19 protein-coding genes are annotated in these 26,021 nt (G+C 67.7%); 8 read left to right on the top strand and 11 right to left on the bottom strand.

What is annotated here, in order from left to right; genetic code table 11:
• Window positions 1–198 precede the first annotated feature (198 nt).
• Both V5740_RS05945 and V5740_RS05940 read left to right on the top strand, forming a co-directional pair.
• On the top strand, window positions 199–3,711 hold the full coding sequence (locus V5740_RS05945; RefSeq protein ID WP_347304150.1) for a TonB-dependent receptor: 3,513 nt from the start codon (window positions 199–201) through the stop codon (window positions 3,709–3,711).
• A gap of 123 nt (window positions 3,712–3,834) precedes the next feature.
• Entirely contained in the window at window positions 3,835–7,128 is a 3,294-nt protein-coding gene (locus V5740_RS05940; protein WP_347304149.1) for a DUF4450 domain-containing protein, read from the top strand.
• Between the two features lie 7 nt (window positions 7,129–7,135).
• On the opposite strand, the gene V5740_RS05935 is transcribed toward V5740_RS05940, so the two are convergent.
• The 6 genes from V5740_RS05935 to V5740_RS05910 form a co-directional block, all read right to left on the bottom strand.
• Complete coding sequence (locus tag V5740_RS05935) at window positions 7,136–8,005, bottom strand: amidohydrolase family protein (protein ID WP_347304148.1); 870 nt, start codon at window positions 8,003–8,005, stop codon at window positions 7,136–7,138.
• Window positions 8,006–8,159: 154 nt separating this feature from the next.
• Entirely contained in the window at window positions 8,160–8,768 is a 609-nt protein-coding gene (locus tag V5740_RS05930) for a hypothetical protein (RefSeq protein WP_347304147.1), read from the bottom strand.
• Between the two features lie 207 nt (window positions 8,769–8,975).
• Window positions 8,976–10,160, bottom strand: coding sequence for a CCA tRNA nucleotidyltransferase (locus V5740_RS05925; protein ID WP_347304146.1), 1,185 nt, complete (start codon window positions 10,158–10,160; stop codon window positions 8,976–8,978).
• Entirely contained in the window at window positions 10,157–10,765 is a 609-nt protein-coding gene (locus tag V5740_RS05920) for a CoA pyrophosphatase (RefSeq protein WP_347304145.1), read from the bottom strand. The genes V5740_RS05925 and V5740_RS05920 overlap by 4 nt, the downstream gene beginning before the upstream one ends.
• Window positions 10,762–11,280, bottom strand: a complete 519-nt coding sequence (locus V5740_RS05915) for a DUF1285 domain-containing protein (protein WP_347304144.1) — start codon at window positions 11,278–11,280, stop codon at window positions 10,762–10,764. Before V5740_RS05915 ends, V5740_RS05920 begins: the two co-directional genes overlap by 4 nt.
• Before the next feature lie 23 nt (window positions 11,281–11,303).
• Complete coding sequence (locus V5740_RS05910) at window positions 11,304–11,822, bottom strand: N-acetyltransferase (RefSeq protein ID WP_347304143.1); 519 nt, start codon at window positions 11,820–11,822, stop codon at window positions 11,304–11,306.
• Window positions 11,823–11,949: 127 nt separating this feature from the next.
• On the opposite strand from V5740_RS05910, the gene topA reads away from it, so the two are divergent.
• From topA to V5740_RS05895, 3 genes are all read left to right on the top strand, one after another.
• A complete protein-coding gene (topA, locus tag V5740_RS05905; RefSeq protein WP_347304142.1) occupies window positions 11,950–14,529 on the top strand; it encodes a type I DNA topoisomerase in 2,580 nt (859 codons plus the stop codon).
• On the top strand, window positions 14,529–14,711 hold the full coding sequence (locus V5740_RS05900; protein WP_347304141.1) for a hypothetical protein: 183 nt from the start codon (window positions 14,529–14,531) through the stop codon (window positions 14,709–14,711). Before topA ends, V5740_RS05900 begins: the two co-directional genes overlap by 1 nt.
• A 400-nt stretch (window positions 14,712–15,111) precedes the next feature.
• A complete protein-coding gene (locus V5740_RS05895; protein WP_347304140.1) occupies window positions 15,112–16,527 on the top strand; it encodes an MFS transporter in 1,416 nt (471 codons plus the stop codon).
• Here the strand turns inward: V5740_RS05895 and V5740_RS05890 are convergent.
• Genes V5740_RS05890 through lepB form a run of 4 tightly spaced genes read right to left on the bottom strand, consistent with a single transcriptional unit; the run spans window position 16,508 to window position 19,729 of the window.
• Window positions 16,508–17,311, bottom strand: a complete 804-nt coding sequence (locus V5740_RS05890; protein WP_347304139.1) for a transporter — start codon at window positions 17,309–17,311, stop codon at window positions 16,508–16,510. The two genes, V5740_RS05895 and V5740_RS05890, sit on opposite strands and share 20 nt — an antisense overlap.
• Entirely contained in the window at window positions 17,308–18,231 is a 924-nt protein-coding gene (gene era / locus V5740_RS05885; protein WP_347304138.1) for a GTPase Era, read from the bottom strand. Before era ends, V5740_RS05890 begins: the two co-directional genes overlap by 4 nt.
• The gene (rnc, locus tag V5740_RS05880; protein ID WP_347304455.1) at window positions 18,228–18,857 is read right to left on the bottom strand and encodes a ribonuclease III; all 630 of its coding nucleotides are present in this window, start codon (window positions 18,855–18,857) and stop codon (window positions 18,228–18,230) included. Before rnc ends, era begins: the two co-directional genes overlap by 4 nt.
• Before the next feature lie 38 nt (window positions 18,858–18,895).
• On the bottom strand, window positions 18,896–19,729 hold the full coding sequence (gene lepB, locus V5740_RS05875) for a signal peptidase I (RefSeq protein ID WP_347304137.1): 834 nt from the start codon (window positions 19,727–19,729) through the stop codon (window positions 18,896–18,898).
• Between the two features lie 96 nt (window positions 19,730–19,825).
• Here lepB and pgi point away from each other — a divergent pair, with 96 nt between their 5' ends.
• Window positions 19,826–21,358 (top strand): glucose-6-phosphate isomerase, encoded by a 1,533-nt coding sequence (gene pgi / locus V5740_RS05870; RefSeq protein WP_347304136.1) that lies wholly within the window; start codon window positions 19,826–19,828, stop codon window positions 21,356–21,358.
• 49 nt (window positions 21,359–21,407) lie between these two features.
• On the opposite strand, the gene V5740_RS05865 is transcribed toward pgi, so the two are convergent.
• Window positions 21,408–22,976 (bottom strand): DUF6683 family protein, encoded by a 1,569-nt coding sequence (locus tag V5740_RS05865; RefSeq protein WP_347304135.1) that lies wholly within the window; start codon window positions 22,974–22,976, stop codon window positions 21,408–21,410.
• Window positions 22,977–23,075: 99 nt separating this feature from the next.
• Here V5740_RS05865 and V5740_RS05860 point away from each other — a divergent pair, with 99 nt between their 5' ends.
• Both V5740_RS05860 and gor read left to right on the top strand, forming a co-directional pair.
• The gene (locus V5740_RS05860) at window positions 23,076–24,542 is read left to right on the top strand and encodes a DEAD/DEAH box helicase (RefSeq protein ID WP_347304134.1); all 1,467 of its coding nucleotides are present in this window, start codon (window positions 23,076–23,078) and stop codon (window positions 24,540–24,542) included.
• A gap of 89 nt (window positions 24,543–24,631) precedes the next feature.
• Window positions 24,632–25,978 (top strand): glutathione-disulfide reductase, encoded by a 1,347-nt coding sequence (gor, locus tag V5740_RS05855; RefSeq protein ID WP_347304133.1) that lies wholly within the window; start codon window positions 24,632–24,634, stop codon window positions 25,976–25,978.
• The last annotated feature ends 43 nt before the right edge of the window (window positions 25,979–26,021 follow it).

Genomic DNA, 26,021 nt, shown 5'->3' with positions numbered 1-26,021 from the left:
AAAGTCTTTTCCACTGGTGATAATTTCCGCTTCCATTCGTCTGCGAATGTAGTAGCGTCAGGGCTGCGAAGGGGATCGGTCATGCTCGTCATGACACCGGTTGCCATCGCCGGCGCTGATACGGGCAGATGGGCTCACCGCGCCGACAACCACCGGAACCGGGCAATAGCCGGCCGGCAAACAGGGGTGAGGACGCCGATGGCGCATGGGGTTTTCAGGGGTATTGTATCTCGTTCCGGCATTTCGCTGATCGCACTGGCGGTCGCGACCGGATCAGGTCCGCAGGTCTACGCGCAGGCCGCGCAACAACCCGCTCCGGCGCCGACGCAGCAGCAGCCTTCCTCACTGCCCGTGGTCAATGGGGAGCGGGTGAGCAACCAGGCGGTTCCGCCAACCGGCGGCAGCACGCCGACGGCGCAGACCTCGGCGGAGGCGGGGCCGGGGGTCGCCAACAGCACCGTGCCCAACAATGAGTCGATCAACGCGCCCGGCAGCGTGACGGCCGAAGGCGACGGGAACGAGATCCTCGTCACCGGCGTCCGCCAGGCGGAACAGTCCGCCATCGCCCGCAAGCGCACCGCGCGCACCGCGCAGGACTCGATCGTGGCGGACGATGTCGGCCAGTTCCCCGACAAGAACGCGGCGGAAGCGATCAGCCGCATTGCCGGCGTCGCGCTGGACGTGGGCGATTCCGGCGAACAGGGCGGCTTCACCATCCGCGGCCAGTCGGCTGACCTGATCCGTATCGAGGTCGACGGCATGACCACCCTGCCTTCTGGCGGCGGCACGGGTGGTCGCGCTGCGACGATCGGCGAGTTGTCATCCGACCTCATCAAGAGCGTGGACGTCATCAAGGGCCAGACCGCCGACATGACGCCGGGCGGGGTCGGCGGTACCGTGCGGATCGAGCAGCGTTCAGGCCTCGATTTCAACGAACCGCTGTATCGTCTCAATGCACAAGCTGCGTATCAGACGCTGAGCGAGGACATTAATCCGCGCATCAACGCCATCGCCACCCAGAAGTTCTTCGACGATCGTGTCGGCTTCATCATCAACGGCACTTACGAAAAGCAGTCGATCGGCACCGATTACTCGCGCGTCTCGCGTGCGCAGCAGGGCTATATCCCGCTGGGCGACCTCGACAATTCGCCGGAGAAGAGCTTCACTACGCCCTTCGATCCTGCCGCTGCCGCTGTCACGCAGAAGTCGGGCTGCGCCGCGCTGCCCACCACCGGGATCAACAGCCGTCTAAACTGCTATGCCCAGTGGGAGGATTTCGTCCCGTCATACGTCCGCCCCGGTCGCCAGATCCGTGGGGAGGAACGGTTCTCCGTGCAGGCACGCCTCGACTGGGAGGTGAATGACGATCTGATCGCCTTCGTGTCGTACAATCCGAACATCCGGAAGGTGAACTCGCAGGACTATAACTACAGCGTTGCCATTCCTGTCGGCACCACCAACGCCGCCGGGCAACTCGCCACGTCCAATATCGGCAACGTGGTCGTGAACGAGAACCATTTCGTAACCTCGTACGACATGATCAACCGGCCGGCGGGCCTCGCCACGACCGTTCCGGGCTATGTCACCAACCTGCAGATGACCACGCAAAATCGCGATATCCGGCGGGACGTCCAGCAATATTACACTCAGGGCGGCGTGGATTTCGATTCCGGCCCGTGGACCATCAAGGGGCGCGTCCAGTACAGCCTGTCCAAGTTCGAGCGGCAGGATATCGCCATCAGCGCCTTTGCGCCGCTGGAACGGGCCAGCTTCGCCTTGCAGCCGGATACCGGCCTGTGGACCGTCGATACCCCCGGCATCGATCAGTATGACCCGGCGACGTATTATCCGGTGATCGGCGCCACCGGCTACAGCTCCAACCCGCAAATCGACGTCATTCCGGCGGCGAACCGGGACAGCGAGTGGAACTTCCAGCTCGATGGCGAGCATGATTTCTATGATTTCGGGCCGCTGACTCGGATCAAGATGGGTGCGCAACACCGCATCCGCAAAAATGATACCTTCAACGAAAGCGGTTACATCATCACGCCGGGTACCGTGCTGTCCCGCGCCCGCAGCCTGGACCAGATCCGCGCCTGCGACCCGGTTCGGGCCGCCGCGGCGGGTAACCCCTGCGTATTTGGTTCGGTCCCGCGTGCGATCACGCCCGCCAACTTCAACACCACCGCGGACCGGTTGTACAAACTGCACACCATCACGGTAGAGCAGTACCAGCAGATCCTGAATGCGTCGGTAATGAAGCTGCCGGGGGCCGGCCGTGACGACGGCACGATTAACTGGGGCACCATCGACACCCAGGTCTTCGCCCGCGAGCTGGGCAAGGTGGCCGATCTCAGCGACTGGAACCTCGATTGCCTGTACGAATGCATCGCATCCGACGGCAATGTCTACGAACGTCCCCCCTACCACACGGACGAGATAACCTCGTCCGCCTACATCATGGCGGATTTCGCCGTCCGCCCCTTCGGCGTGCTGTTCGAAGGCAATGTCGGCGTCCGGTACCAGCGGATCAAGGTCGATGCCGCGCCGGTGATCGACTTCTCCAATCGTACCGCGACGCTGATCACCGAGGCCGACGGGCTGCCAAGCTATGTAGTCGGCACGCAGCTGTTGCGGCGCGATGTTGGGGAGATCAAGCGCACCAGCGAGGATTGGCTGCCCAGCTTCAACCTGGCGGCATGGCCGGTCGAGGACATTCTGGGCCTGCGCTATTCCATTGCCAAGCAGCGTGCCCGCCCCAGCCTTGCCGAACTGACCGGGGCCACCGTTGCCAACTGCGCGACGGTGCCCGCTGGCCTGTACGACCAACTGGCAGCGTTCAACGCGCAGTACCCAAACCGGATTCAGGATGACAATCCTGACACGGATGACGATGGGGCCGCGGAAGGCTTGCTCGCCGCTTTCATCAATCGCTGCTCCGGCCGGATCGGCAATCCCGAACTGGCCGGTTACGGTGCCACCACGCAGAACCTATCGCTGGAATGGTATCCCAATGCGGATACGCAGTTGACCGGCGCTATCTACCAGATCGCCGTGAAGACCGGCCGACCGGAAGGCTTCTCCACCGATGGCTACACGCTGGGTAGCGATGATTATGCCGTGGACACCTACCGCGATGGCCCCGGTGGACTGACCCAGCGCGGGTTCGAGATCGCCGGGCGCACGGCGTTCACCTTCCTGCCGGGCCCGCTGCAATATCTGGGCGGCGGCTTCAACTATTCCTACACCGAGTCGAACGAGGAGACCACGGAGGTCGACCTGTTCACCGGCATCGCGCTGCCACCGCGGTCGCAGTCCAAGTACTATTACAACGTCAACCTGTGGTACGACGATGGCAAGCTGAACGCCCGTATCGCCTATCAACGGCGCGACATGTTCTACGACCGGACCGATCCTGATGCGGAAAACCGCATCCCGGCCAGCGCTGGCTTGGATGGCAGCACCGTTGCCAACTACTTCAAGACGGTGCCCCCAGTCTACAAGACGGGTACGGAGAACCTCGATGCGCGGGCCTCGTATCAGCTCTTCCCCAAGCTGCAACTGTTCGTCGAAGGCAAGAACTTGCTCAACACCTCGATCGGCAAGTACACGCCGGACGAGTTCCGCGTGATCGGTGGTGGCACGCCCTACATGTTCGACGAGGTGTTCGTCGGCCGCACCTTCTATTTCGGTATTATCGCTGACCTCTGAAGCCCCACCGGAGGTTTGACTGGCCCGGACCTCGCATTCGTGCGAGGCCGGGCTTTCTTTATCTGACGGAGTCTGATTATCCTGTTGTGGAAGCAAGCGGCGGCCTCGTTCGCCCTGTCGGTCATGCTGGCTCCCGTCGTCTCGGCCCAGACGCTGGTCGCCACCGAAGGCGTGCAGCCCAACCTTGAAGGCGAACTGGCGCGCCCGGTCCGCTACACGCCTGATGGCGACGCCTTCCGGATCGAGAACGGCACCGAACGCTACAACCGGCCGCTTTATGGCGGCAACACTGCCTTCCGTGTCGATGGCGGGGACTTGCCCGAGTTCGTGCTCTACCTGCCTGGCCGCGGCGGCAATTTGCGCTTTGCCGTGCGGCTGGCGGACGGCACCCGCTTCTGGCTGCACGATGCAGCCGCCATCACCACCCGCTATCGTCCGGGTGAGCTGGAATATAGCATCACTGATCCGCGCCTCGGGTCCGGCACCATCACTTTGATCGCTGTCGCCTTGGCGGAGACTGAAGGTCTCGCCATCAGCGCGAAAGGGGAGGGCATCGCCGGCGGCATCGCACTCGACTGGGCGTTTGGTGGCGTCAGCGGGCAGCGCGGCACGCGGGATGGGGATATCGGCACCGAACGCGTGCCGATCAGCCAATGGTTTGGGTTCCAGCCCGAATTTGCCGACGGCAACATCGCCACCCTGTCGCGCGACAGCTTCACCCTGGCGGGGAAGCCCGGGACCATCACCGGAACGGTGCTGAACGGGACGACACAGGGGATCGTGGATGGCGCGGGCTGGCAGGATGCGGCCACGCTGTTCACCCCTGCCGACGCCGCGGTTCAGCGGCCGGTCGTCACCGGCACGCTGGCCCTGGCAGGTGAAGGCGCGTTCCTCCTCCTCCAGCGCACCGGCTATGCCCCGGCATCGGGCGCCGACCTCGCCACCTATTCCGCGGTCAGCGCCGATCGCCGTGCGCCGCCGCCGCGCCCGCCGCTGGCGGATGCCTTCGCCGCCGCCGATTTGCCGGCCAAGTTCGCCGCCGCGCGCCGGCACTTCGCCGATCTGCGCGGGCAGGTCCGCATCACCACGCCCGATCCCTGGTTGAATGCCGCGGTAGCCTCGCTCAACGTGGCGGCGGATGCGGTGTGGGACGGGCCGCAGCAGGCGATCATGCATGGCGCTGTCGCCTGGCGCACCAAGCTGCTCGGCTGGCGCGGTCCCTACGCGCTGGACGCGCTGGGCTGGCATGACCGAGCGCGCGCCAATTTCCGCGCCTGGCTGCCGCGGCAGAACACCGATCCGGTGCCCGACAGCACCCCGCCCGCCGACGCTGACAGTAACCTCGCCCGCAGCGAGGCGGCGCTGCATTCCAACGGCGACTTCTCGAACTCGCATTATGACATGAACGCCGTCTTCATCGACGCGCTGTTCCGCCATCTTGCGTGGACCGGCGATCTCGACTTCGCGCGCGAGGCATGGCCGGCGATCCAGCGGCACCTTGCGTGGGAGAAGCGGCTGTTCCGGCGCCCGTTCGGCCCAGAGGGACTGCCGCTGTACGAGGCGTATGCGCAGATCTGGGCCAGCGACGACATCGGCTACAATGGCGGGGGCGTCGCCTATGCCTCCGCCTACAACCTGTTCCACAATCGTGAGGCGGCACGCATCGCCCGCGCGCTCGGCGAGGACCCGACCGCCTACGAGGCCGAGGCAGAAGCGATCGGCCGCGCCATGCGCGCGCAGTTGTGGATGCCGGGGCAGGGCGTCTTCGCCGAATACCGCGACTGGCTGGGTGAAGGCATGCTGCACCCCAGTGCCGGCCTGTGGAGCTTCTACCACACCGTCGACAGCGGCGTGCCCGACCGCCAGGAGGCATGGCGGATGGCCGATGCGCTGGGCCGCACGATGCCGCGCCTGCCGGTCCATGGCGCCGGTGTGCCCGATGACCGCCCATACGGCGTCTATGCCAGCAGCGACTGGATGCCCTACACCTGGTCGGTCAACAATGTGGTGATGGGGGAGAACCTGCACACAGCCCTTGCCCTGTGGCAGGCCGGCCGGGCGGAGGAGGCGGTGACGCTGGCCAAGGGCGCGCTGCTCGCCAGCATGTATATGGGCATAAGCCCCGGCAATGTAGGCTCCATGAACTACCTCGACGTCCACCGGCGGGAGGCGCAGCGCGACTTCGCGGACGGTTCGGGCGTCACCTCGCGGGCGATGGTGGAGGGCCTGTTCGGCGTGCGCCCTGACGCGCTGGCTCGCCGGTTGGAGGTCGCGCCCGGCCTGCCGGCCGCGTGGGATCACGCGGCGCTCGACCATCCCGATGTCAGCCTTTCCTTCCGGCGCGACGGCGCGACCGAACGCTGGACGGTGCGCCAGCCCGCCGATCGCTTCGCCATGGTGCAGCTCCGGCTCGGCGCCCCGATGGACGATGTCGCGGCGGTGACGGTCGACGGACAGCCGGCCCGGTGGCAGGTCGATGCGGAGGCTGTGGGCGGCCCTGCGATCCTGATCGAGGCACCGTTTGGTCATCAGGCGGAGATCGTCGTTCGCTGGGGCGGAAGGCCGGTGGTGACCGGCGCAGGCTCCGGCACGACCTTCGTGGAGCGGCAGCAGGGCGCGATGCGCTGGTGGCAGCCGACGGGCGAGGCGCCGCAGGCGGAGGTTCCGCCCCAAGTGACGGACCGCGCGCCGGTCGGTCGGCAGCGTGCGGTGGACCTGACCTTCAATGACGGGATCGAGGCGATCTTCGCGCCCGGCAAGTATGTCGCCCCGCGCTCCCCATTCACCTCGCTGGCGCTGCCGTCGCAGGGGCTCGGCGCATGGGCGGGCCATGTGAAGGCCACGGCGGAGATCGACGATGCTGGCCTGCGCACAGCGGCGCAGGCCGGGGATGGCTGGCTGACCTTGCCCGACGGCGGGCGCTTCCGCACCCCCGCGGAAGGGCACAACGCGCTGTTCGTGTCGAAGTGGGAGAACTACCCGGACGAGGCCACGGTGCCGCTGTCCGGCAAGGGCGCGTTCCTGCGCCTGCTGGTGGCCGGCACCACGAACGCGATGCAGAGCCGGATCGACAATGGCGAGGTGATCGTCACCTACACTGACGGCACGACCACCCGCCTGGCGCTGCACAATCCGACGACGTGGTGGCCGATCGAGCGTGACTACCTGGCTGACGATTACCAGTTCCGCATCCCCGGTCCGCGCCCTTTGCGCGTGGATCTGGCAACAGCGAAGGTGCGGCAGGCCGGCGGTGCGGATGGCGGCACCGGGCCGGAGCGGCGCATCCCGGGCGGCTCCGCCACGGTGCTGGGGCTGCCGCTCGACTCGCAACGGACGCTGCAATCGCTGACCGTGCGGGCGCGCGCGAACGAGGTGGTGATCGGGCTGCTCGCCGCCACAATCGACGAAGGGGTTTAACGCGCTCTCAGTCGGGAGCGCGGTTCACCCCGTAGAACGCCGCAGCCGCATCGGCGAAGATGCTGCGCACCTGCGCCGGCGCCATGCTCGTGACGGCGCGGTGCGCGAAATGCAGCCAGTCCGGGTAGTCGTCGCCGACCAGGCGCAGGACCGGCCAGTCGCTGCCCCACATCAGCCGTCCGGGGAACAGGCGGAGCAGATGCTCGATGACGGGCAACAGGTCGCTTTCGGCGGCACCTGTCGGCTGCTCGGTCCTGAGACCCGACAGCTTGCACCAGACGTTGGGCAGGTCGGCGAGCCGGGCCATCCCCTCGCGCCATCCATCAAGCGTGGACCCATCCAGCACCGGCTTGGCACCATGGTCGATCACGATCCGGAGTCCGGGAAAAGCGCGTGCGAAGCTGTGCAGCGTGCCAAGCTGGGTAGGGCGGACCAGGGCATCGAAGCGGAGCGAGCGCTCGGTCATGACCGCAATCACCGGCTCCATTGCGGCATCCAGCAGCCAGTTGATGTCGGGCAGGTTCTGCAGCATGGGCCGGAACCCCACCAGCTTGGGCCGATCAGCCACCTGGCGCACATGGCCGGCGGCCTCCGCCGGATCATGCGGCAGCCAGCCGACCACGCCGGCGACCAGCGGGTTCGGCTCTGCCAGCGAGAGCAGCCACTCCGTTTCGCGGATATCCGGCTGTGCCTGAACCAGGATCACGGCGCCGACTTCGTCCGGCAGGTCAACCAGCGAAGCCTCGTTGAAATCCTGATGGATCGCCGGCAGATCAGCTTCGGGCCATTGGTGGAACTCGCTGCCGAGCGACCATAGGTGAACGTGGCTGTCGATCACCCGATCAATCGTGCCGGCGGTAACTTGACGATCTGGCATGTGGTGGAGACGCCGGGAAGTTGCAGATTCATGCACGATAGCCGGCCCGCCCCTGTCGGCAACCGCTTTGCGCCGGATCGGCTGCCCGGATGCGAGAAGGGCCGGGCCACCCTTCGGTGACCCGGCCCCTCGCTTGCTCAGCCTCTTGGCTGGATCAGCTAACCGCGTCCGTGGCCGGCGTGGCCGCAGTCGAAGCGGCGCCGGCCTGCGCCGACACGGCGGCGTTCAGATCGGCCGCGGTGGCCAAGAAGGTCAGGTTCTCACCCTGAATCGTCATTTGATCCTTGGGCAACTGGATCGGGCCGGCGGTGGTGTGGTCGACCACGACCATGCCGTCAGGCTTCACCTCGGTGATGGTGCCGACCGCGACATTGTCGACGGTGAACAGCTGGGCACCGGCAATCAGCTTGGTGTCGAGCGCGGCGGCGGTCTTCTGCGTCTCGGCCGAGATCGCGGCCTCCAGGTCAGCCTTGTTCCAGCCGATCGTCGGGCCCTTCTCGCTGGCGCCGAACACGCTGGACGGCAGGGTGGCGGTCATCGTGCCGGTGTTGACGACCACATTGGTGCCTTCAACCTTTTCCACGGTGCCCACGGCAGTGCTGTCCGGTCCGTACACGGTCGCGCCGACAGTCACACCGGTGCTGGCGGTGGCACCAGCCGCGGGGGCACCGGCGGCGGGTGCGGTGGCCTGCGCCATGGCGGCGGGGGCAAGGGCCGTGCTGCCGGCGAGAGCCGCGGCGATCGCAATGGTCCTGAAGTTCATAAAATCTACTCCATCTGAACGTTTACCTGCCGCCGCCGGCAACAGCGGCAATGCGGGTCACGGGTCTGAATGCACCGGCCGCCGGCTGGTGCCGCGGCTGCGCATGAAAAGCCCGTTGCGGTCAAAGAATGCATGAAGGGCCGATATGCCCAATCATTATCGTCCAGCTGTTACTCAGATCGGATGAGTTGGTTGCGTTGCAGCATTTCACGCGATCTTCGCGTCCGCGATGCTTGCTTCCAGCAATTGTGTTGCGCGACCCGCGTCGGGGAAGCCTTCCGCGACCCAGCGATCCTCCGCCATCCGCAATATCCGGGCGACGTCCGGACCGGCCTGTATCCCGCGCGCGATGATCGCGCCGCCCTTCAGCGGGAAGGCAGGCACCGTCCACCCGACAATCGGCGCCGGGTCGCCGCCGGTGAGAGCCATCTGGTCGAGTGCCTCCGCCATGCCCAGCCGGTAAGCCAATGCCCGCGCATCCATCGCATCGTCGCCGCCGCGTCCCGCCGCCTTCGACAGCCGCTTGCGTTGCGCCGTGGACAGTCGGAGCCGCGCTGCCGCTCCGTCGGCCAGCCGCACATCCGCTGGCAGCAGGGCTGCAAGGCGCCGTAGCGGATCGGGCGCGATGGCGTGGGCCTGCTCCCACGCGATAACCTGTGACAGCAAGGAGATGCCGTCTGGCGTACGTTCGGGCAGCGCGATCGGCAGCACGCCGGCCTTGTCCATGCGGGCCACCGTCGATGCCGGATCGGACAGGCCCAGCAGGTTCAGCAGCTCGGCCGCGACCCGCTCCCGGCTGAGGCCCTTCAGCGTGGGGGCAAGCTCGGCGCAGGCCGCTTCGGCCGCCGGGTCCAGCTCGGCCCCGAAACGCGCCTGGAAGCGGTAGTAGCGCAGGATCCGCAGGTGATCTTCGCGGATGCGTTCCGCCGGATCACCGATGAAGCGCACACGCCTGTCGGCGAGGTCGGCCAGACCGCCGAAATAGTCGCTGATCTCCAGCGTCACGGGATCGGCGTAAAGGGCATTGATGGTGAAATCGCGCCGCGCCGCATCGTCGCGCCACTCGGTCGCGAAAGCTACGGTCGCGTGGCGGCCATCAGTGGCGACGTCGCGCCGCAGGGTGGTCACCTCCACCGGGCCCTCCGCCAGCACCGCAGTGATCGTGCCGTGCGCGATTCCCGTGGGCACCGAACGCAGGCCTGTCGCGGCCAGCCGGTGCTGCACCTCCTCCGGCAACAGCGGGGTCGCGGCATCCACATCCTTCACCGGCTGGCCCAGCAGCGTGTCGCGCACCGCTCCGCCGACCCAGCGCAGATTGCCGGGGCCGAGGGCCGCCACCAGCTCCGCCAGGTCGGCGCGCGCGGTCCACGGGACCGGGGGCAGGCGGGTCATGGCACTTCCCCGTCGAACAGCGTCTGCCAGCGCAGGCGACGCGACAGGTTGGACAGGATCGCGGCGGTGATCCCCCAGATGCGATGATCCTGCCACGTGATCTCCAGATATTGGCGCCGCTGCCCCAGCCACTCGCCGGTGCGCTGCACGTGGTTCGCGGGGTCGAGCAGGAAACGCAGCGGCGCCTCGAACCACGCGCTGACCTCTGCCGGGTTGGGCCGCAGCGGCAGGTCGGCGGGCACGGTCGCGAGCACCGGCGTCACGTCATAGCCGGTCGCCGTCACGAAGCGGTCGCTCGCCCCGATCAGCCGCACGGCTGCGGGCGTGATGCCCAGCTCTTCCTCTGCCTCGCGCAAGGCGGCCTGTGTCGCGCTCTCGCCCGCATCGATCTTGCCGCCGGGGAAGGCAACCTGTCCGGCATGGGCGCGCATGGTGCGCGGGCGATGGATCAGCAGCACGCCGGGCTCGGCCCGTTCGGTCACCGCGATCAGCACCGCGGCCGGGCGCAACTCTGCGGGCGCGAGGTCGGCATCGCTGGCGAGACCGGGCAGGGTCAGCCCGTGCCCTTCGTCGAACAGGGCGGTGAGGCGGTCGAACAGGGTCAAGCGGGGGACAGCGCGAACCGCATGCCGTCGCTCGTGACATGGAAGCTGCCGTCCGTCGCCTGCTCCGCCAAGTCGGCCAATTGCAGCCAGGTCGACCGGTCCAGACGCGCCTCGCACCCATGCCGGACGGCAAGGTAAAGCGCCGGCGCATCCTCGGTCCCGGCGGCGCGCAACGGATGGTCCGGCCCGGCGGCGACGGTCTCACCTGTGGCCAGGCGGAACATCAGTCGTTCCCCCTCCCGCGTAACATCCACCGCGACGAAGGCTGCATCCTCCACCGCGATCGACTGCCGGCACTGCGGGGTCATCAGCCAGTGCTGGCCGTCCCCGTCACGCAGCAGCAGCGTGGAGAATGCCCGCACCATCGCAGGACGTGCGATCGGCGACCCCTGGTAGAACCAGCGCCCCGCAGCATCGATGCGCATCTGGCTGTCGATGCTCTGCTCCGGCTGCCACCGATCCACCGGCGGCAGCGGGCGGGAGGCATGGTGCAGGAGATCGTCGGCGCCGGTCACGCCACGATCCCTGCCACGCCCCGTCAGCCGCGCCAAGGGCCCAGCATGCCCGTGGCGGGCAGCACGGCGGGGTTGCTGGCGCGCAGCAGCAGGCGGTGCGCCTCCCACGGGCCGGGGCAGCGCCAGCCGCCGGTATAATCGGCGTGGAAGCCGAATGGATTGTAGTAGCCAGGATCCCCGATCAGCACCTGCGGCAACGGCGCGCGCGGATCGATCGCACTGGTCTGCGCCGCCATCAACGCCCGGCCGAACCCCTGGTCGCGACGATCGGGGTGGACGGCCACCGGCCCCACCATGATCAACGGATGCGCGCGGCCATTATCGTCCGTCAGCGCCACCGGGAACGCCTGGATCGTGCCCGCCAGCGTGCCATCGGGCGCCAGCGCGGCGTAGCTCAGGCCCGGCAGGTAATCGGTTCCTTCGCGGATGGCGTAGGCCGTTCGTCCGAAGCGGTCGTCCCCGAACACCAGGTCGAGCAGGGCTTCGACAGCGATGGGGTCGTGATCGGCGAGGGGGATCAGCTGGGCGGTGGCGGCTTCCATGGCGGCGGGCGCATAGGGCCTGATGCCACGCGGGGCAACGATTCAGGCGCAGCAAGAGGCTTGACGACGCCCCCGCTGCCTTTCCACCCTCGCGCGTACACACGAGAGAGCCTACCTGAACCCGCACATGCAGCTTGTTATCGTCGAATCGCCGGCCAAGGCCAAGACCATCGAGAACTACCTGGGGAAGGACTTCCGCGTCCTCGCCAGCTACGGCCATGTCCGCGACCTGCCGCGCAAGGACGGCAGCGTCCGCCCGGATGAAGGCTTCGCCATGGATTGGGAGATCTATGACGACAAGCGCAACAAGGATCAGGTGAAGGCCATCGCCGACGCGGCGAAGAAGAGCGACCGCCTGATCCTCGCCACCGACCCCGACCGGGAAGGGGAGGCAATCAGCTGGCACGTCCTGGAACTGCTGAAGAAGCGCAAGGCGTTGCCCGATGATGTCGAGCGGGTGACCTTCAACGCCATTACCAAGCAGGCCGTGACGGAGGCGATGAAGGCGCCGCGCCAGCTCGATACCGACCTGATCGACGCCTATCTGGCGCGCCGCGCCCTCGATTACCTGTTTGGCTTCACCCTGTCGCCGGTCCTGTGGCGCAAGCTGCCCGGCGCCAAGTCGGCCGGCCGCGTCCAGTCCGTCGCGCTGCGCCTGATCGTCGATCGGGAACGCGAGATCGAGGCGTTCACGGCGCAGGAATACTGGTCCGTGACCGCGCAACTGGAACAGGACGGCACACAGTTCCCGGCGCGGCTGGTGCAGTTCGACGGCGAGAAGCTCGATCGCCTCAGCATCGGCGACGGCGCCACCGCGCAGCGCGCGAAGGCGGCGGTCGAGCAGGGCCGCTTCACGGTGGAGGAGGTCGAGACCAAGCCGCTGAAGCGCAACCCCGCGCCCCCGTTCACCACCAGCACCCTGCAGCAGGAGGCGGCGCGCAAGCTCGGCTTCTCCGCGCAGCACACGATGCGGCTGGCGCAAACGCTCTACGAGGCGGGCCACATCACCTACATGCGGACTGACGGCGTGCAGATGGACGGCAGCGCGATCAGCGCCTGCCGCAAGGCCATCGCCGACCGCTATGACGGGCACTACCTGCCCGAAAAGCCGCGCCAGTATCAGACCAAGGCCAAGAACGCGCAGGAAGCGCACGAGGCGATCCGCCCGACCGACTTCGTGAAGGATCGCGCCGGCAGCGGGGACGAGGCGCGGCTGTACGACCTCATCTTCAAGCGTGCGATGGCAAGCCAGATGGCCGCCGCCAGCCTGGAACGCACCAGCGTCACCCTGCGCGATCCCACCGGCCGCCACGCGCTGCGCGCCACCGGTCAGGTGGTGAAGTTCGCCGGCTTCCTGGCCGTGTACGAGGAGGGCCGCGATGCCAAGGACGAGGATGAGGCGGAAGGCCTGCTGCCGCTGATGCGCCAGGGCGACAGCCCGGTGAAGAAGGGGGTCGAGGCCGCCCAGCACTTCACCCAGCCGCCGCCCCGCTTTGCCGAGGCGAGCCTGGTGAAGCGGATGGAGGAGCTCGGCATCGGCCGTCCGTCCACCTATGCCAGCACCATCCAGACGCTGCGAGACCGGGCCTATGTGCGCATGGAGAAGAACCGCTTCTTCGCGGAGGAGAGCGGCCGCCTGCTGACCGCGTTCCTGGAACGCTTCTTTCCCCGCTATGTCGGCTACGACTTCACGGCGGAGATGGAGGAGGAGCTGGACGACGTGTCCGGCGGCCGCGCCCAGTGGAAGGCGGTGCTGGAAGCCTTCTGGCGCGACTTCAAGCCCAAGAGCGATGAGGTCATGGAACGCCAGCCGTCCGAGGTGACGGAGGCACTGGACCAGTTCCTGTCCGACTATCTGTTCCCGCCGCAGGCCGATGGCGGCGACCCGCGCACCTGCCCCAAATGCGTGGCCGAAGGGCGAGATGGCGGTCGCCTGTCCTTGCGCGGCGGTCGCTTCGGCGCCTTCATCGCGTGCAACAACTACCCCGAATGCACCTTCCGCCGCCGCTTTGGCCAGCCGGGTGCCGATGGGGAGGAGGCGCAGGACGAGACACTGGGCAACGATCCCGAAACGGGCCTGCCGGTGGAACGCAAGGTCGGCCGCTTCGGCCCGTATATCCAGCTTGGCGAGGGCAAGGAGGCGAAGCGCGCCTCCATCCCCAAGGATCTGCCCGACTTCGACCTGGAATGGGCGCTGAAGCTGCTCAGCCTGCCGCGCACGGTTGGTCAGCACCCGGAGACCGGCAAGGATATCCAGGCCAGTATCGGCCGCTATGGTCCCTACCTGGTGCATGACGGCAAGTATGCCCGGCTGACCTCCACCGCCGAGGTGTTCGAGACCGGCATGAACGCCGCCGTCAGCCTGCTGGCGGAAGCGGCCAATCGCAAGGGTGGCGCGCGCACCAAGGCGGAGCCGATCAAGGCATTCGGCGCGCATCCCGACAGCGGCGCGGAGATGAAGGTCCTGCCCGGCCGCTTCGGCCCCTACGTCACCGACGGCACCACCAACGCCACCATCCCCAAGGATGTGAAGCCGGAGGACCTGACGGAGGAACAGGCGATCACCCTGATCCGCGACCGCGCGGCCAAGGCTCCGGCCAAGAAGAAGAAAGCCCCGGTGAAGAAGGCCACCGCCGCGAAGAAGGCTCCGGCCAAGAAGGCTGCTGCCAAGAAGCCGGCGGCGAAGAAGGCAAAGGCGGATAGCTGATGGGCAAGGAAGTATTCGAACGCCACAAGCAACCCTGGAAGGCGGAGGAGGCGGGCCAGCTGCGTACCCTCGCCGCCAAGGGGAAGGGGCTGAAGGACATCGCCAAATCGCTGAACCGCAGCGAGGAGAGCACCAGGGACTTCGCCAAGAAGAACGGGATCGAGATCGTCAAGAAGCGCTGATCCTCCATCATCCATCCACGTCATCCCGATCACTTCCGGGGTGCGGGTGTCTGGTTGGGCGGGCGCAACGCCGCTGTCCTACAGGCCGGCACCTGTGCCACGGGGTCGGTCATGGCCACTCATCCTCGACAGTCCCGCATCCATTCTGCGCCCGCTCCCCTGCGCACGTGGTCGCGACCGGTCCTTGGACAGTGTCAATTGTGTCAACTTCGCGCCGTCGGCGGGGTAGGGCAGCCGGTGCGGCGGCGGTCGGGTGACGGTATCGATCGTGTCAACTTCGCACCGGCAGCGGGGGCAAGGCGGGCAGTCCGTTGCCATCCCTTGAACAGTGTCAGATGTGTCGACTTCGCCGGGCCGGCGCGTGCTTGAACTCGGTCGCGCCGGGCATCACATGCCCGCCATGTTGCAGACGCAAGCGGCCGCCGCGGTGGCAGAACACACCGTCGTCGGCGCCGCGTCCAACGATGGGCTGCCGCCGCCCCGCCGCTGGTGGGCGATCGCTGCGATCAGCTTCGGCACGGCGGTGATGGTGCTGGACACCAACATCGCCAATGTCGCGCTGCCCACCATCGCCCGCGATCTCGGCGTCAGCAATTCCACCGTCACCAACGTCGTCGCCATCTACCAGCTGGTGCTGGTGATGGTGCTGCTGCCGTTCGCCAGCCTGGGCGACCGGATCGGCCATCGTCGGCTGTACCAGCGCGGGCAGGTGCTGTTCATGCTGGCGAGCGCGGCCTGCCTGTTCGCCGGCAACCTGCCGGTGCTGCTGGCGCTGCGCTCCCTGCAGGCGCTGGGCGCGGGCATGGTGCTCAGCGTGTCGGCGGCGATGGTGCGGCAGATCTACCCGGCGGCGAAGCTCGGTGCCGGGATGGGCGTGAACTCCGTCGTCGTGGCGAGCAGCGCTGCACTGGCGCCCACGCTGGGCGGGTACATCGTGGGCCACCTGCCATGGCAATGGGTGTTCGTCGCCGCCGCGCCGCTGGCGCTGATGTCGCTGCTGCTGGGCCGGTCGCTCCCCGATCCGATCCGCCGCGACATTCCCGCGCAGTGGACCAGCGGGTTATGGAGCGCGGCCACCATGCTGCTGCTGATCGGCGGCGTACAACTGGCCAGCCACGGCGCGCCGCTGCCTGGCGGGCTGGGCGTGATCGCCGGCGTCGCCTCCTTGGTGCTGCTGATCCGGCGGGAGCGTACGCGGGCGGAGCCGGTGCTGCCGGTGGACCTGCTGCGCCAGCCGGTGCTGGGGCTGTCCGCGCTGGCGGCGACCGCCTGCTTCATCGCCAGCGGCGCGCTGATGCTGTCGCTGCCCTTCCGGCTGGAGGAGGTGTTCGGCTATGCCCCGCAGAAGGTCGGCCTGCTGCTGCTGCCGTTCCCGCTGACCATGCTGGTTGTCAGTCCGCTCGCCGGCTGGCTGTCCGACCGCGTGGCGCCATCGAAGCTGGGTGTCACCGGCATGGCCATCGCCATCGCCGGCCTCCTGCTCCTCGCCACCATGCCGGTCAGCGCCGGGGAGACCGGCATCGCCTGGCGCCTGGCGTTGAGCGCACTTGGCTTCGGCCTGTTCTTCGCTCCCAACAGCCGCCTTCTGATCGGCCGCGCGCCCAAGCACCGCTCGGCGGCAGCGGGCGGGCTGCTGTCGACGTCTCGCCTGCTGGGTCAAACGCTGGCGGCGGTGACGATCGGGATATTGCTGGCGGGCAATCTCGGCACCGGCCCGGCACCGCTGCTGGTCGCCTGCGCGCTGGCGCTGGTGGCGGCGGGGTGCAGCTTCGCCCGGTTCCGCAGCGTCAGGGCCGCTACTGCAGCCGGCGGGTAAAGCCGAGGATCAGCTGGATCGCCGGCGCGTCGTGCGACAGCCCGACGTAGCTCGCCACGTCGATCTGGGTCGAAGGCGAGGGTTGCCAGGCCAACGTCGCATCGGCGGTGACGGCGGTGGTCGGCTCCAGCGGATCATCGTCCCGCTCCGCAAACAGCTCCGCCGATGCGGTAAGCGTGCGGCCGAGCGAACGCTGCAGTTCAGCCGTGCCGCCATACAGCAGGTGCCGCCCGTCGCCGTCCTCGTCCGCCTGCGCGGCGAGCTGCGGGCTGATGTTGAACTGCCATTCGCCGCCGAGCGGCAGGTCGAGTGGCGCGATCAGCCCGGCGGACCAGGTACCGTCGCTGACCGCGGCCGCCCCGACCGGCAGCGTGACGAAGGGCTGCAACGCGAAGGACGGTGCCTCCCCGCCACCGTCGACCAGAAGGTGGCGCACGGCCAATCCGGCATCGCCGATCCCCCGATCAGTCATCCGCCCGGCGTCACCTGTGATGCGCTCCTGCTGGTAAGGCGTGAAGCTGACCTGCAATTCGGTATCGCCGCCCAGCCCAAACTTCATCAGGCTGTCTGCGAGCAGCAGCGTGTCGGTCCGCTCACCCTCGCTGCGTTCGCGGCTCCAGTCCGCCAGGCTGGTCTCGATCTGCACTCCGCCAGCCTCCAGCACGCAGGCCGGCGTCGCCTTTCCGGGCCGGTCGGAACAGAGCGCCGCATCCTGCGCCCGGCTTGCGCCAGCCGGGGCGAGCAGCGCGAGACTTAGCCAGAGCAGGCCGCGATGCGTCGTCAACGCACCCAGTCCAGCCCGATCTCCTCGAAGATCTCGCGGCTATCCTGCCAGCGTTCATCGACCTTGACGTGCAGGTACAGATGCACCGGCGCGCCCAGCATCTCGGACAGTTCCGCCCGGGCCGCCTCGCCGATGGCCTTGATGCGGGCGCCGTGCTTGCCCAGCACGATCGGCTTCTGGCTGTCGCGGGCGATCACGATCTGCTGGTGGATCTCCACGCTGCCATCAGGGCGTTGCTTGTACGCCTCCGGCCGGACGGCGCAGTCGTATGGCAATTCTTCATGCAGCTGGCGGTAGAGCTGCTCGCGCGTCACCTCGGTCGCCAGCAGGCGCTCGCTGGCATCGCTCACCTGATCTTCCGGGTAGTGCCACGGGCCGGCGGGCATGGCCTTGGCCAAATGCGCCTTCAGCTCGGGTACGCCGTCACCGGTCAGGGCGGAGATGAAGAAGATCTCCTCGAACCCGATGCGACCCGCCAGGTCCTGCGCCAGCGCCAGCAAGGGCTCCTTCTTGCTGACATCGACCTTGTTCAGCGCCAGCAGGCGGCGTTCTTTGCGGTCCTTCAGCTGCTCCAGCAGCGGCTCCAGCTCGTGCCGGCGCTGTTTCACCGGATCGACCACCAGCAGCACCGCATCGGCCGCCACGGTACCTTCCCACGCGGCGGAGACCATCGCGCGGTCCAGCCGCCGCTTGGGCGCGAAGATGCCGGGCGTGTCCACCAGGATGATCTGAGTGCTGCCTTCCAGCGCGATGCCCAGCAGGCGGGCGCGGGTGGTCTGCGCCTTGGCGCTGGTGATGGCGACCTTCTGCCCGACCAGCTGGTTCACCAGCGTGGACTTGCCGGCATTGGGCGCGCCGATCACGGCCACCAACCCGCAGGAGGTCGGCTCGCCAGAGGTATTCTCGTTTTCCATAATCATCCAAATCGCTGCATGAAGGCGCGGGCGGCGGCGGTTTCCGCATCCTGCTTGCTGTTAGCGGTCGCCTCGATTTCGCCGACATTATGCACGCTGACGCGCACGGTGAAACGCTGCGCGTGATCGGGGCCGGAACGGTCGGTGATCTCGTAGACCGGCGCGCGGCGGCGATTGCCGGCGGCCCATTCCTGCAGCGCGCTCTTGGGATGCTTGGCGCCCCCCTTCGCTCCCTCCGCCGCGTCGGCCCACAGGCTGCGGATGAGGGTGCGGGTCGGCTCCCACCCATTCACCAGGAACTGCGCACCCAGCAGCGCCTCCATGACGTCGCCCAGGATATTGTCGCTGTCGGCCCCGCCATCGTCGCGCGCCTGCTTGCCCAGCAGCAGATGCGGCGGCAGGCCGATGGCGCGGGCTATGCGGGCGCAGGTCTGCCGGCTGACCAGCGCGTTCAACCGCTGCGCCAGCTCGCCTTCGGGACCCTGATGCGTGGCGTGGAGCCATTCGGCGACGCACAGGCCTAGCACCCTGTCGCCCAGGAACTCAAGCCGCTGGTAATCGCGCGCGGCCCCGGTGCTGCCATGGGTCAGTGCCTCGACCCACAAGGCCTCCTCCGCCACGCCAAAGCCCATGGCTTCCAGCCAGGCGCGGGTCGCGGGATCGAGGGGGGTCAGATACCCCTCCCGATCCGGTTCCACCGCGCGGCGGTGAACCAGGTCCACGGCTTCAGCCATTCGGCGCTGCCATCGGTGGAGAAGAAAACGAAGCTGGCGCGGCCGACGACGTTTTCGACCGGCACCAGGCCGACGCCCTGGCCCGGCACCGCGGGGAAGCGGCTGTCGAGCGAATTGTCGCGGTTGTCGCCCATCATGAACAGGTGCCCCGCCGGCACGATCACCGGCGCGGTCGTGTCCGCCTGACGCAAGCCGAAATCCAGCACTTCGTAGGTGACGCCATTCGGCAACGTCTCCCGGAACCGCGGATAGCGGCAGGCGAGCATGCCGTCCTCTTCCCGCTCCTGGAACTGCGGCTCCGCGCAGCGCCCCTCAGGGCGCATCTTCACGATCAGCGCGCCCGCCGGCACCTTGCGGACGGGTGTGCCATTCAGGTGCAGTACGCCGTTCACCATCTGCACCTGATCGCCCGGCAGGCCGATGACGCGCTTGATGTAATCGACGCGGTCCACCGGATGCTTGAACACCGCGACGTCGCCGCGATCGGGCATGCCGGCGGGCACGCGCCCGCTGACCAGCGGCAGGTCGAACGGCATGGATGCCTGCGAATAGCCGTAAGGCCACTTGGCGGCGAACAGGTAATCGCCTTCCAAGAGGCGCGGCATCATCGATTCGCTGGGAATGGAGAAGCTGGAGAAGATCAGCGTCCGGAACACCAGCACGACAACAACCAGCTTCAGCAGGAAGACGGGCAGGCTGTCCTCCTTCTTTTCCGGCTTTGCGGGGGGCGGCGCGGGCATGTCGGCAGTGTGGGGAACGGTGTCTGGCATCGTCGGGGTCTTGTTGGCAGGCGGGCGCGGCGTCAAGCTAGTGTCGCCGAATCACGCTACCCGTCCGGGTATCGCCAGCATCAAAGAGGAGTTTCCATGACCCAAGCGCGCGCCAATGCCTGGCAGCAGCTGGCGGACCAGCCCCGTGCCACCCTGGCGGAGCTGTTCGCCGCCGATCCGGCCCGGGTCGACTGGCTGGCGACCCGCTTCGATCTCAGCGACGATGCCGAACAGCCCGCGGGCATGCTGCTCGACTGGTCCAAGACGCACCTGACGCGCGATCTCGTGGCCGGGTTCGAGGCACTGGCCGAGGCGAGCGACTTCGTGGAGATGCGCCGCCGCCTGTTCGCGGGCGAGGTGGTGAACCCGACCGAAAACCGCGCGGCCGAACATTCCGCGCTGCGCGGCGTCGGCAAGGACACCAGCGTGGAGGAAGCCGCCGCCCTGCGCCAGCGCATGGGGCTGCTGGTCGATGCGATCCATGACGGTGCGCTGGGCGATGTGCGCCACCTGATCCATATCGGCATCGGCGGCAGCGCGCTTGGCCCGGCGGTGGCAATCGACGCCCTTTCCCGCGATCTGGAGCTGGTGGACGTGCATGTCGTCGCCAACATCGACGGCGTCGCGCTGGAGGATGCCTTCGCCGCGTGTGACCCGGAAACGACGCTGATCGCCGTCGCCTCCAAGACCTTCACCACGATCGAGACCATGACCAACGCCGCCAGCGCGCTGAAATGGCTGGCCGATAACGGCGTGGAGGACCCCTATGGCCGTGTGATCGCGCTGACCGCATATCCGGAGAAGGCGGTGGAGTGGGGTGTGGACGAAACGCGCGTGCTGCCCTTCGCCGAAAGCGTCGGCGGGCGTTATTCGCTGTGGTCGTCCATCGGCTTCCCCATCGCGGTGTCGATCGGGTGGGAGGAGTTCGAGTCGATGCTGGCCGGGGCCGCGGCGGTGGACCGGCATTTCCGCGACACGGACGGGATCGACAATCTGCCGCTGCGCGCCGCCATGGCCGACCTGTATTACAGCCGCCTGATGGGTTGCGAGACGCGCGCGGTCTTTGCCTATGACCAGCGGTTGGCGCTGCTGCCGTCCTACCTCCAGCAGCTGGAGATGGAATCCAACGGGAAGAGCGTGACGGCAGAGGGCGAGGCTGTGGACGGCCACACCGCGCCGATCACCTGGGGCGGCGTCGGCACCGATGCGCAGCATGCGGTGTTCCAGCTGCTGCATCAGGGCACGCATATCGTCCCGATCGACTTCATCGCCAGCATCGCGCCCGGCGACCTGCAGGACCCGGCGCACCACCGCATCCTGCTGATGAATTGCTTCGCGCAAGGCGCCGCCTTGATGGCGGGCAAGCACAGCGACGATCCGGCTCGCGCCTATCCCGGCGACCGGCCGAGTGCGACCATCCTGGTGGACGATCTCGACCCCGCCACCTTGGGCGCGCTGATCGCGTTCCACGAACACCGCACCTTCTGCAACGCGGTGCTGATGGGCATCAACCCGTTCGACCAGTTCGGCGTGGAACTGGGCAAGGAGATCGCCAAGAAGATCGAGGGCGGAGCCGAGGATTTCGATGCCAGCACCGATGCCCTGCTGAAGGCGGCCGGCCTCGGCTGATCGGGTCCGCACCAGCCGCCTTTCGCAAAAGGCGGCTGGTGCGTCGCCGTCAGTCCATGTGGACGAAGACGCGCTCCCCCACGAAGATCAGCTCCCGGTCCAGTTCCGCCGGGTTGCCGCTGGAGCCGAAGGCGAAGAACTGGCGGCTGGTGCTGCCGTCCGGCTCTGCCAGGGTGATCGTGTGCCGGTCGATTGTGTAGCGGCCGATGCCTGTCGCCGGGCGATTGCTGCCCACCGTCATGCCGACGCCGCTTTGCGCGCCGGAGCCCATCGCCCCGCCGAAGCTGCCCTTGGTGTAGCGGCCGTCGGGGGCGAAGGTCAGCTCGCTCTGCGACACGATCATCATCTCCCCGCCCAGCGCGGTGTTGCCGCCACCGGATATGCGTTCGTACTTCATGTCCAGCCGGTCGCCGCCGGCCGGGCCATCGAACGCCTTGAAGAACTGCCCGTCCTGCAGGTCCAGCGTGTCGCCGTCACCTTCCCAGTCGGTCAGGGTGAAGCTGTTGCCGCTGCGGGTCCAGCGGCCCCAGTTGCGCGGCTCGGCCTGGCGGCTGGCGGCGAGGTCCACATCCTCCAGCGCCGGACCCTCCACCTCGTAGTAGGTGCCGTCGGTGAACAGCACGACCGGTTCGTAATCCATCGTCATCATGCCGCCGACGCCCGTGCCGTAGAACAGCTTGAAATAGACGCCGTCCACCTTGTCCCAGTTGGCGGCGTGCGCTGCGGGCGCACTCTGCGCGGGCGAGGAGGCGGTCGCCGCCGCAGTTGTGGACGAGGCGGAGCGCGCCGCCGCGCCGGCCTTAGGCACGAAGCCGGCGGTCGTCAGGTTGACTGCCCGCAGGTCCGTGCCGGTGAGCGCGGACGCTTCCTGATAGATCTGGTCACTCATCTGCCGCACCATCGCAGGACCGGAGCCTGCGGCTGACTGCATTCGGCCCTCGATCAGCAGCGCTTGCAGCAACATGGTGTCGGCCAAGTCCTGCCGCTCGGCCTCGCTCATCTGCGTCAATTGCGTATCGCCCGCCATTGTGGCCGCGATCTGGTCGCGCGCCGCGCGGGCCAGCGCGGGATCGGTCTGTTGCCCCACAACGCCGTTCACCGCGTCATGCGCCGCGATCCAGTATGTCGCCACCATGTCGATCACGTTCTGCGTATCGAGGCCCATGGCCGCCATCGGCTGCGCGATCAAGGCAAGGAGATCCTGCGCCAGGAATTGGCGGACCTGCGCACCTGCTTCTGGCGAAGCCTGCTGGAAGGTCGCTGCGATCTGTTCCTTCTTCGCCTCGAAGCGGGTGGGGTCGCGGGTGAAGGTGATCGTCGCCGGACTGGCAGCGGCCTGTGCCGATACCGGCTGAGGCGCCAGGGCAGGGGACAGCAGCAGGGCGGCGGCGAACAGTCGCAGATACGGGATGGCGGCTCTCCTTCGTTGGCGATTCGCAAACGCGCTTGATGCTTCCCCAGCGGCGATGGCAGGTCCAAGACAAGCCGTCCTTGCGTGCCGGGCATGCGACGATCCGATTGACTTTTTGCACTGCAGCAGCCATCTGCTGCGCCATCGAGGCGCGTGCAGCGTGAACGAGCGGTCCTGATGGACCGCCCCGGCGGCGTCTCGGTCCAAGCACAAGGCTTCCCTTTCACGCGGGCGGTTTACCTCTCCCCCGCGGATCGCGCGCGCCCATGTGCGTCGCGCGCCGCAGATATTGCGAGTATTTCATCCATGACTTTCGAAACCCTCGGGCTGTCGCAGCCCGTCGTGCAGGCGCTGGCGCTGAAGGGCTATGACACGCCCACCCCGATCCAGGAGCAGGCCATTCCTCACGTGCTGGAAGGGCGCGACCTGCTCGGCATCGCGCAGACCGGCACCGGCAAGACCGCGGCCTTCATGCTGCCTTCCATCGACCGGCTGGTCGCCGCCGACAAGCGGCCCCGCCCGCGCTGCTGCCGCATGCTGGTACTGGCGCCGACCCGCGAGCTGGCCGGGCAGATCGCCGACAGCGCGCGCGACTATGCCCGCTTTGCCAATCTGAAGATCGTCACCGTGTTCGGCGGCACCAGCGTCAACCGCAACCGGCAGGAAGTGGCGCGGGGCGTCGACATCCTGGTGGCCACGCCGGGCCGGCTGGTCGACCTGACGGACCAGAACGCGCTCGACCTTGGCCATGTGGAGGTGCTGGTGCTGGACGAGGCGGACCAGATGATGGACCTTGGCTTCATCCATGCGCTGCGCAAGATCGTGAAGATGCTGCCGGCGGAACGCCAGACGCTGTTCTTTTCCGCCACCATGCCGACCGCGATCCGCACGCTGGCGGGCCAGTACCTGACCAACCCGGCGCAGGTCGCCATCACCCCCGCCGCCACGACGGCGGAACGGGTCGAGCAGTACGTGATCCATGTCAGCCAGCAGGAGAAGCAGGCGCTGCTGAATCTGGTGCTGCGCGACGGCTTCACCAAGAATGAGATCGATCGCGCGCTGGTGTTCACCCGCACCAAGCACGGCGCCGACCGCGTGGTCCGCAAGCTGGCGCAGAGCAACATCCGCGCCGCCGCGATCCACGGCAACAAGAGCCAGCCGCAGCGTGAAAAGGCGCTGGGCGAGTTCCGCGAGGGCAGCGTGCGCGTGCTGGTGGCGACCGACATCGCCGCGCGGGGGATCGACATCCCGGGCGTCAGCCATGTCCTGAACTTCGAACTGCCCAACGTGCCCGACCAGTATGTCCACCGCATCGGCCGCACCGCGCGCGCCGGGCGTGAGGGCGTGGCGCTGTCCTTCTGCGCGCAGGACGAGAAGGAATATCTGCGCGACATCCAGAAGCTGACCAAGGTCACGCTGGATCAGGTGCCGCTGCCCGAATCCTTCCGCAAGGAAGTGGAGCGGGTCGCCGCCCTGCCGATGACCAGCCCCAAGGATGCCGACCGGCCGGAACGCCGCCAGCAGCAGCAGCGCGGGCCCCGCAAGCCGCAGCGCATCGTGGAGGCGCGGCCGGTGAATGGCGAGCAGCGCCGCGTACCGCAGGGTCATGGGGGCCAGGGCCAGGGTGGCCAGCGTGCGGCCGGCGGCGGCCGTCCGGCATCGGGCGAAGCGCGCCCCGGCGGCGGCAATGGCGGCGGTCAGCGCCGGCGTCGTCGCGGTGGCGGCGGCGGTGCCGGTAGTGGCAACCGTGCGGCAGGCGCGCCCAGGGCTTAATCAGGCGCGGCTGATCGGGTAACGGGCCCGCCCGGTTGGCAAGCCGGGTGGCGCCCGCCATATGCGCGGCTCCCCACGCGGAGTGCGCCATGCCCGAATATGATTATGACCTGTTCACCATTGGCGCGGGCTCCGGCGGGGTCCGCGCCAGTCGCGTCAGCGCCGCGCATGGCGCGAAGGTCGCGGTCGCAGAAGAGTACCGGGTTGGCGGCACCTGCGTGATCCGCGGCTGCGTGCCCAAGAAGATGCTCGTCTACGGCGCTCACTTCGCGGAAGATTTGCAGGACGCCAGGAATTTCGGCTGGACAGTGGAGAACGCCCGGTTCGACTGGATCGCGCTGCGCGACCATGTGCTGAACGACGTCACCCGCATCGAAGGGCTCTACACCCAGACGCTGGAGAACACTGGCGTCGAGATCATCCAGCAGCGCGCTCGCGTGACCGGTCCAAACGAGGTGACGCTGGCGGACGGCACGGTGGTGACGGCGCGGCACATCCTGATCGCCACCGGTGCCCGGCCGCACGTGCCCGATTGCCCGGGACACGAACACGGCATCACCAGCAACGAGGCGTTCCACCTGGACGCTCTGCCGCGCCGCGTGCTGATCGCCGGCGGCGGCTACATCGCCAATGAATTCGCTGGCATCTTCAACGAGCTGGGCAGCAAAGTTACCATCATCAATCGCAGCGATACCATCCTGCGCGGTTATGACGAGAGCATCCGCGACCGGCTGCTGCAGATCAGCCTGACGAAGGGTATCGCCTTCTGCTTCAACGCGGATTTCCGCGGGATAGAGAAGCAGGCCGATGGCAGCCTGCTGGTGTCGATGACCAACCACGACCCGATGGAGGTGGATGCGGTGCTGTTCGCCACCGGCCGCGTGCCCAACACCGAAGGGCTCGGCCTGGCGGAGGTGGGCGTGGAACTTGGCAAGCGGGGCGAAGTGGTGGTGGATCGGTTCGGCAAGACGGCGATCGACAGCATCCACGCGGTCGGCGACGTCACCGACCGGGTGCAACTGACCCCTGTGGCCATCCGCGAGGGGCAGGCGCTGGCCGACACGCTGTTCGGCAACAAGCCGACCGCCGCCAGCCACGATTGCGTGCCCGCCGCCGTGTTCAGCCACCCGCCGATGGCTGGCGTCGGCATGACGGAGGCGGATGCCCGCAACAAGCTGGGCGGGGTTAAGGTCTACCTTTCCGACTTCCGCCCGATGAAGAACGTGCTGGCTGGCCGCAATGAACGCGCGCTCTACAAGATGATCTGCGACAGCAATTCGGGCAAGATCGTGGGTATCCACATGATCGGGCCGGACGCGCCAGAGATCATGCAGGCTGCGGCCGTCGCGGTGAAGGCGGGCCTTACCAAAGACGATTTCGACGCCACCATCGCCATCCACCCCACCATGGCAGAGGAACTGGTGCTGATGCGGTGAGGGTGCCGCACTGCCGCGCCTTCCAGTCATCCTGAACTCGTTT

The sequence above is a fragment of the Croceibacterium sp. TMG7-5b_MA50 genome, from assembly GCF_039830145.1.
In the GTDB taxonomy this organism is placed as follows: domain Bacteria; phylum Pseudomonadota; class Alphaproteobacteria; order Sphingomonadales; family Sphingomonadaceae; genus Croceibacterium.
Note: the sequence above shows the minus strand (reverse complement) of the source record. Positions and strands in the feature narration are given on the sequence as shown.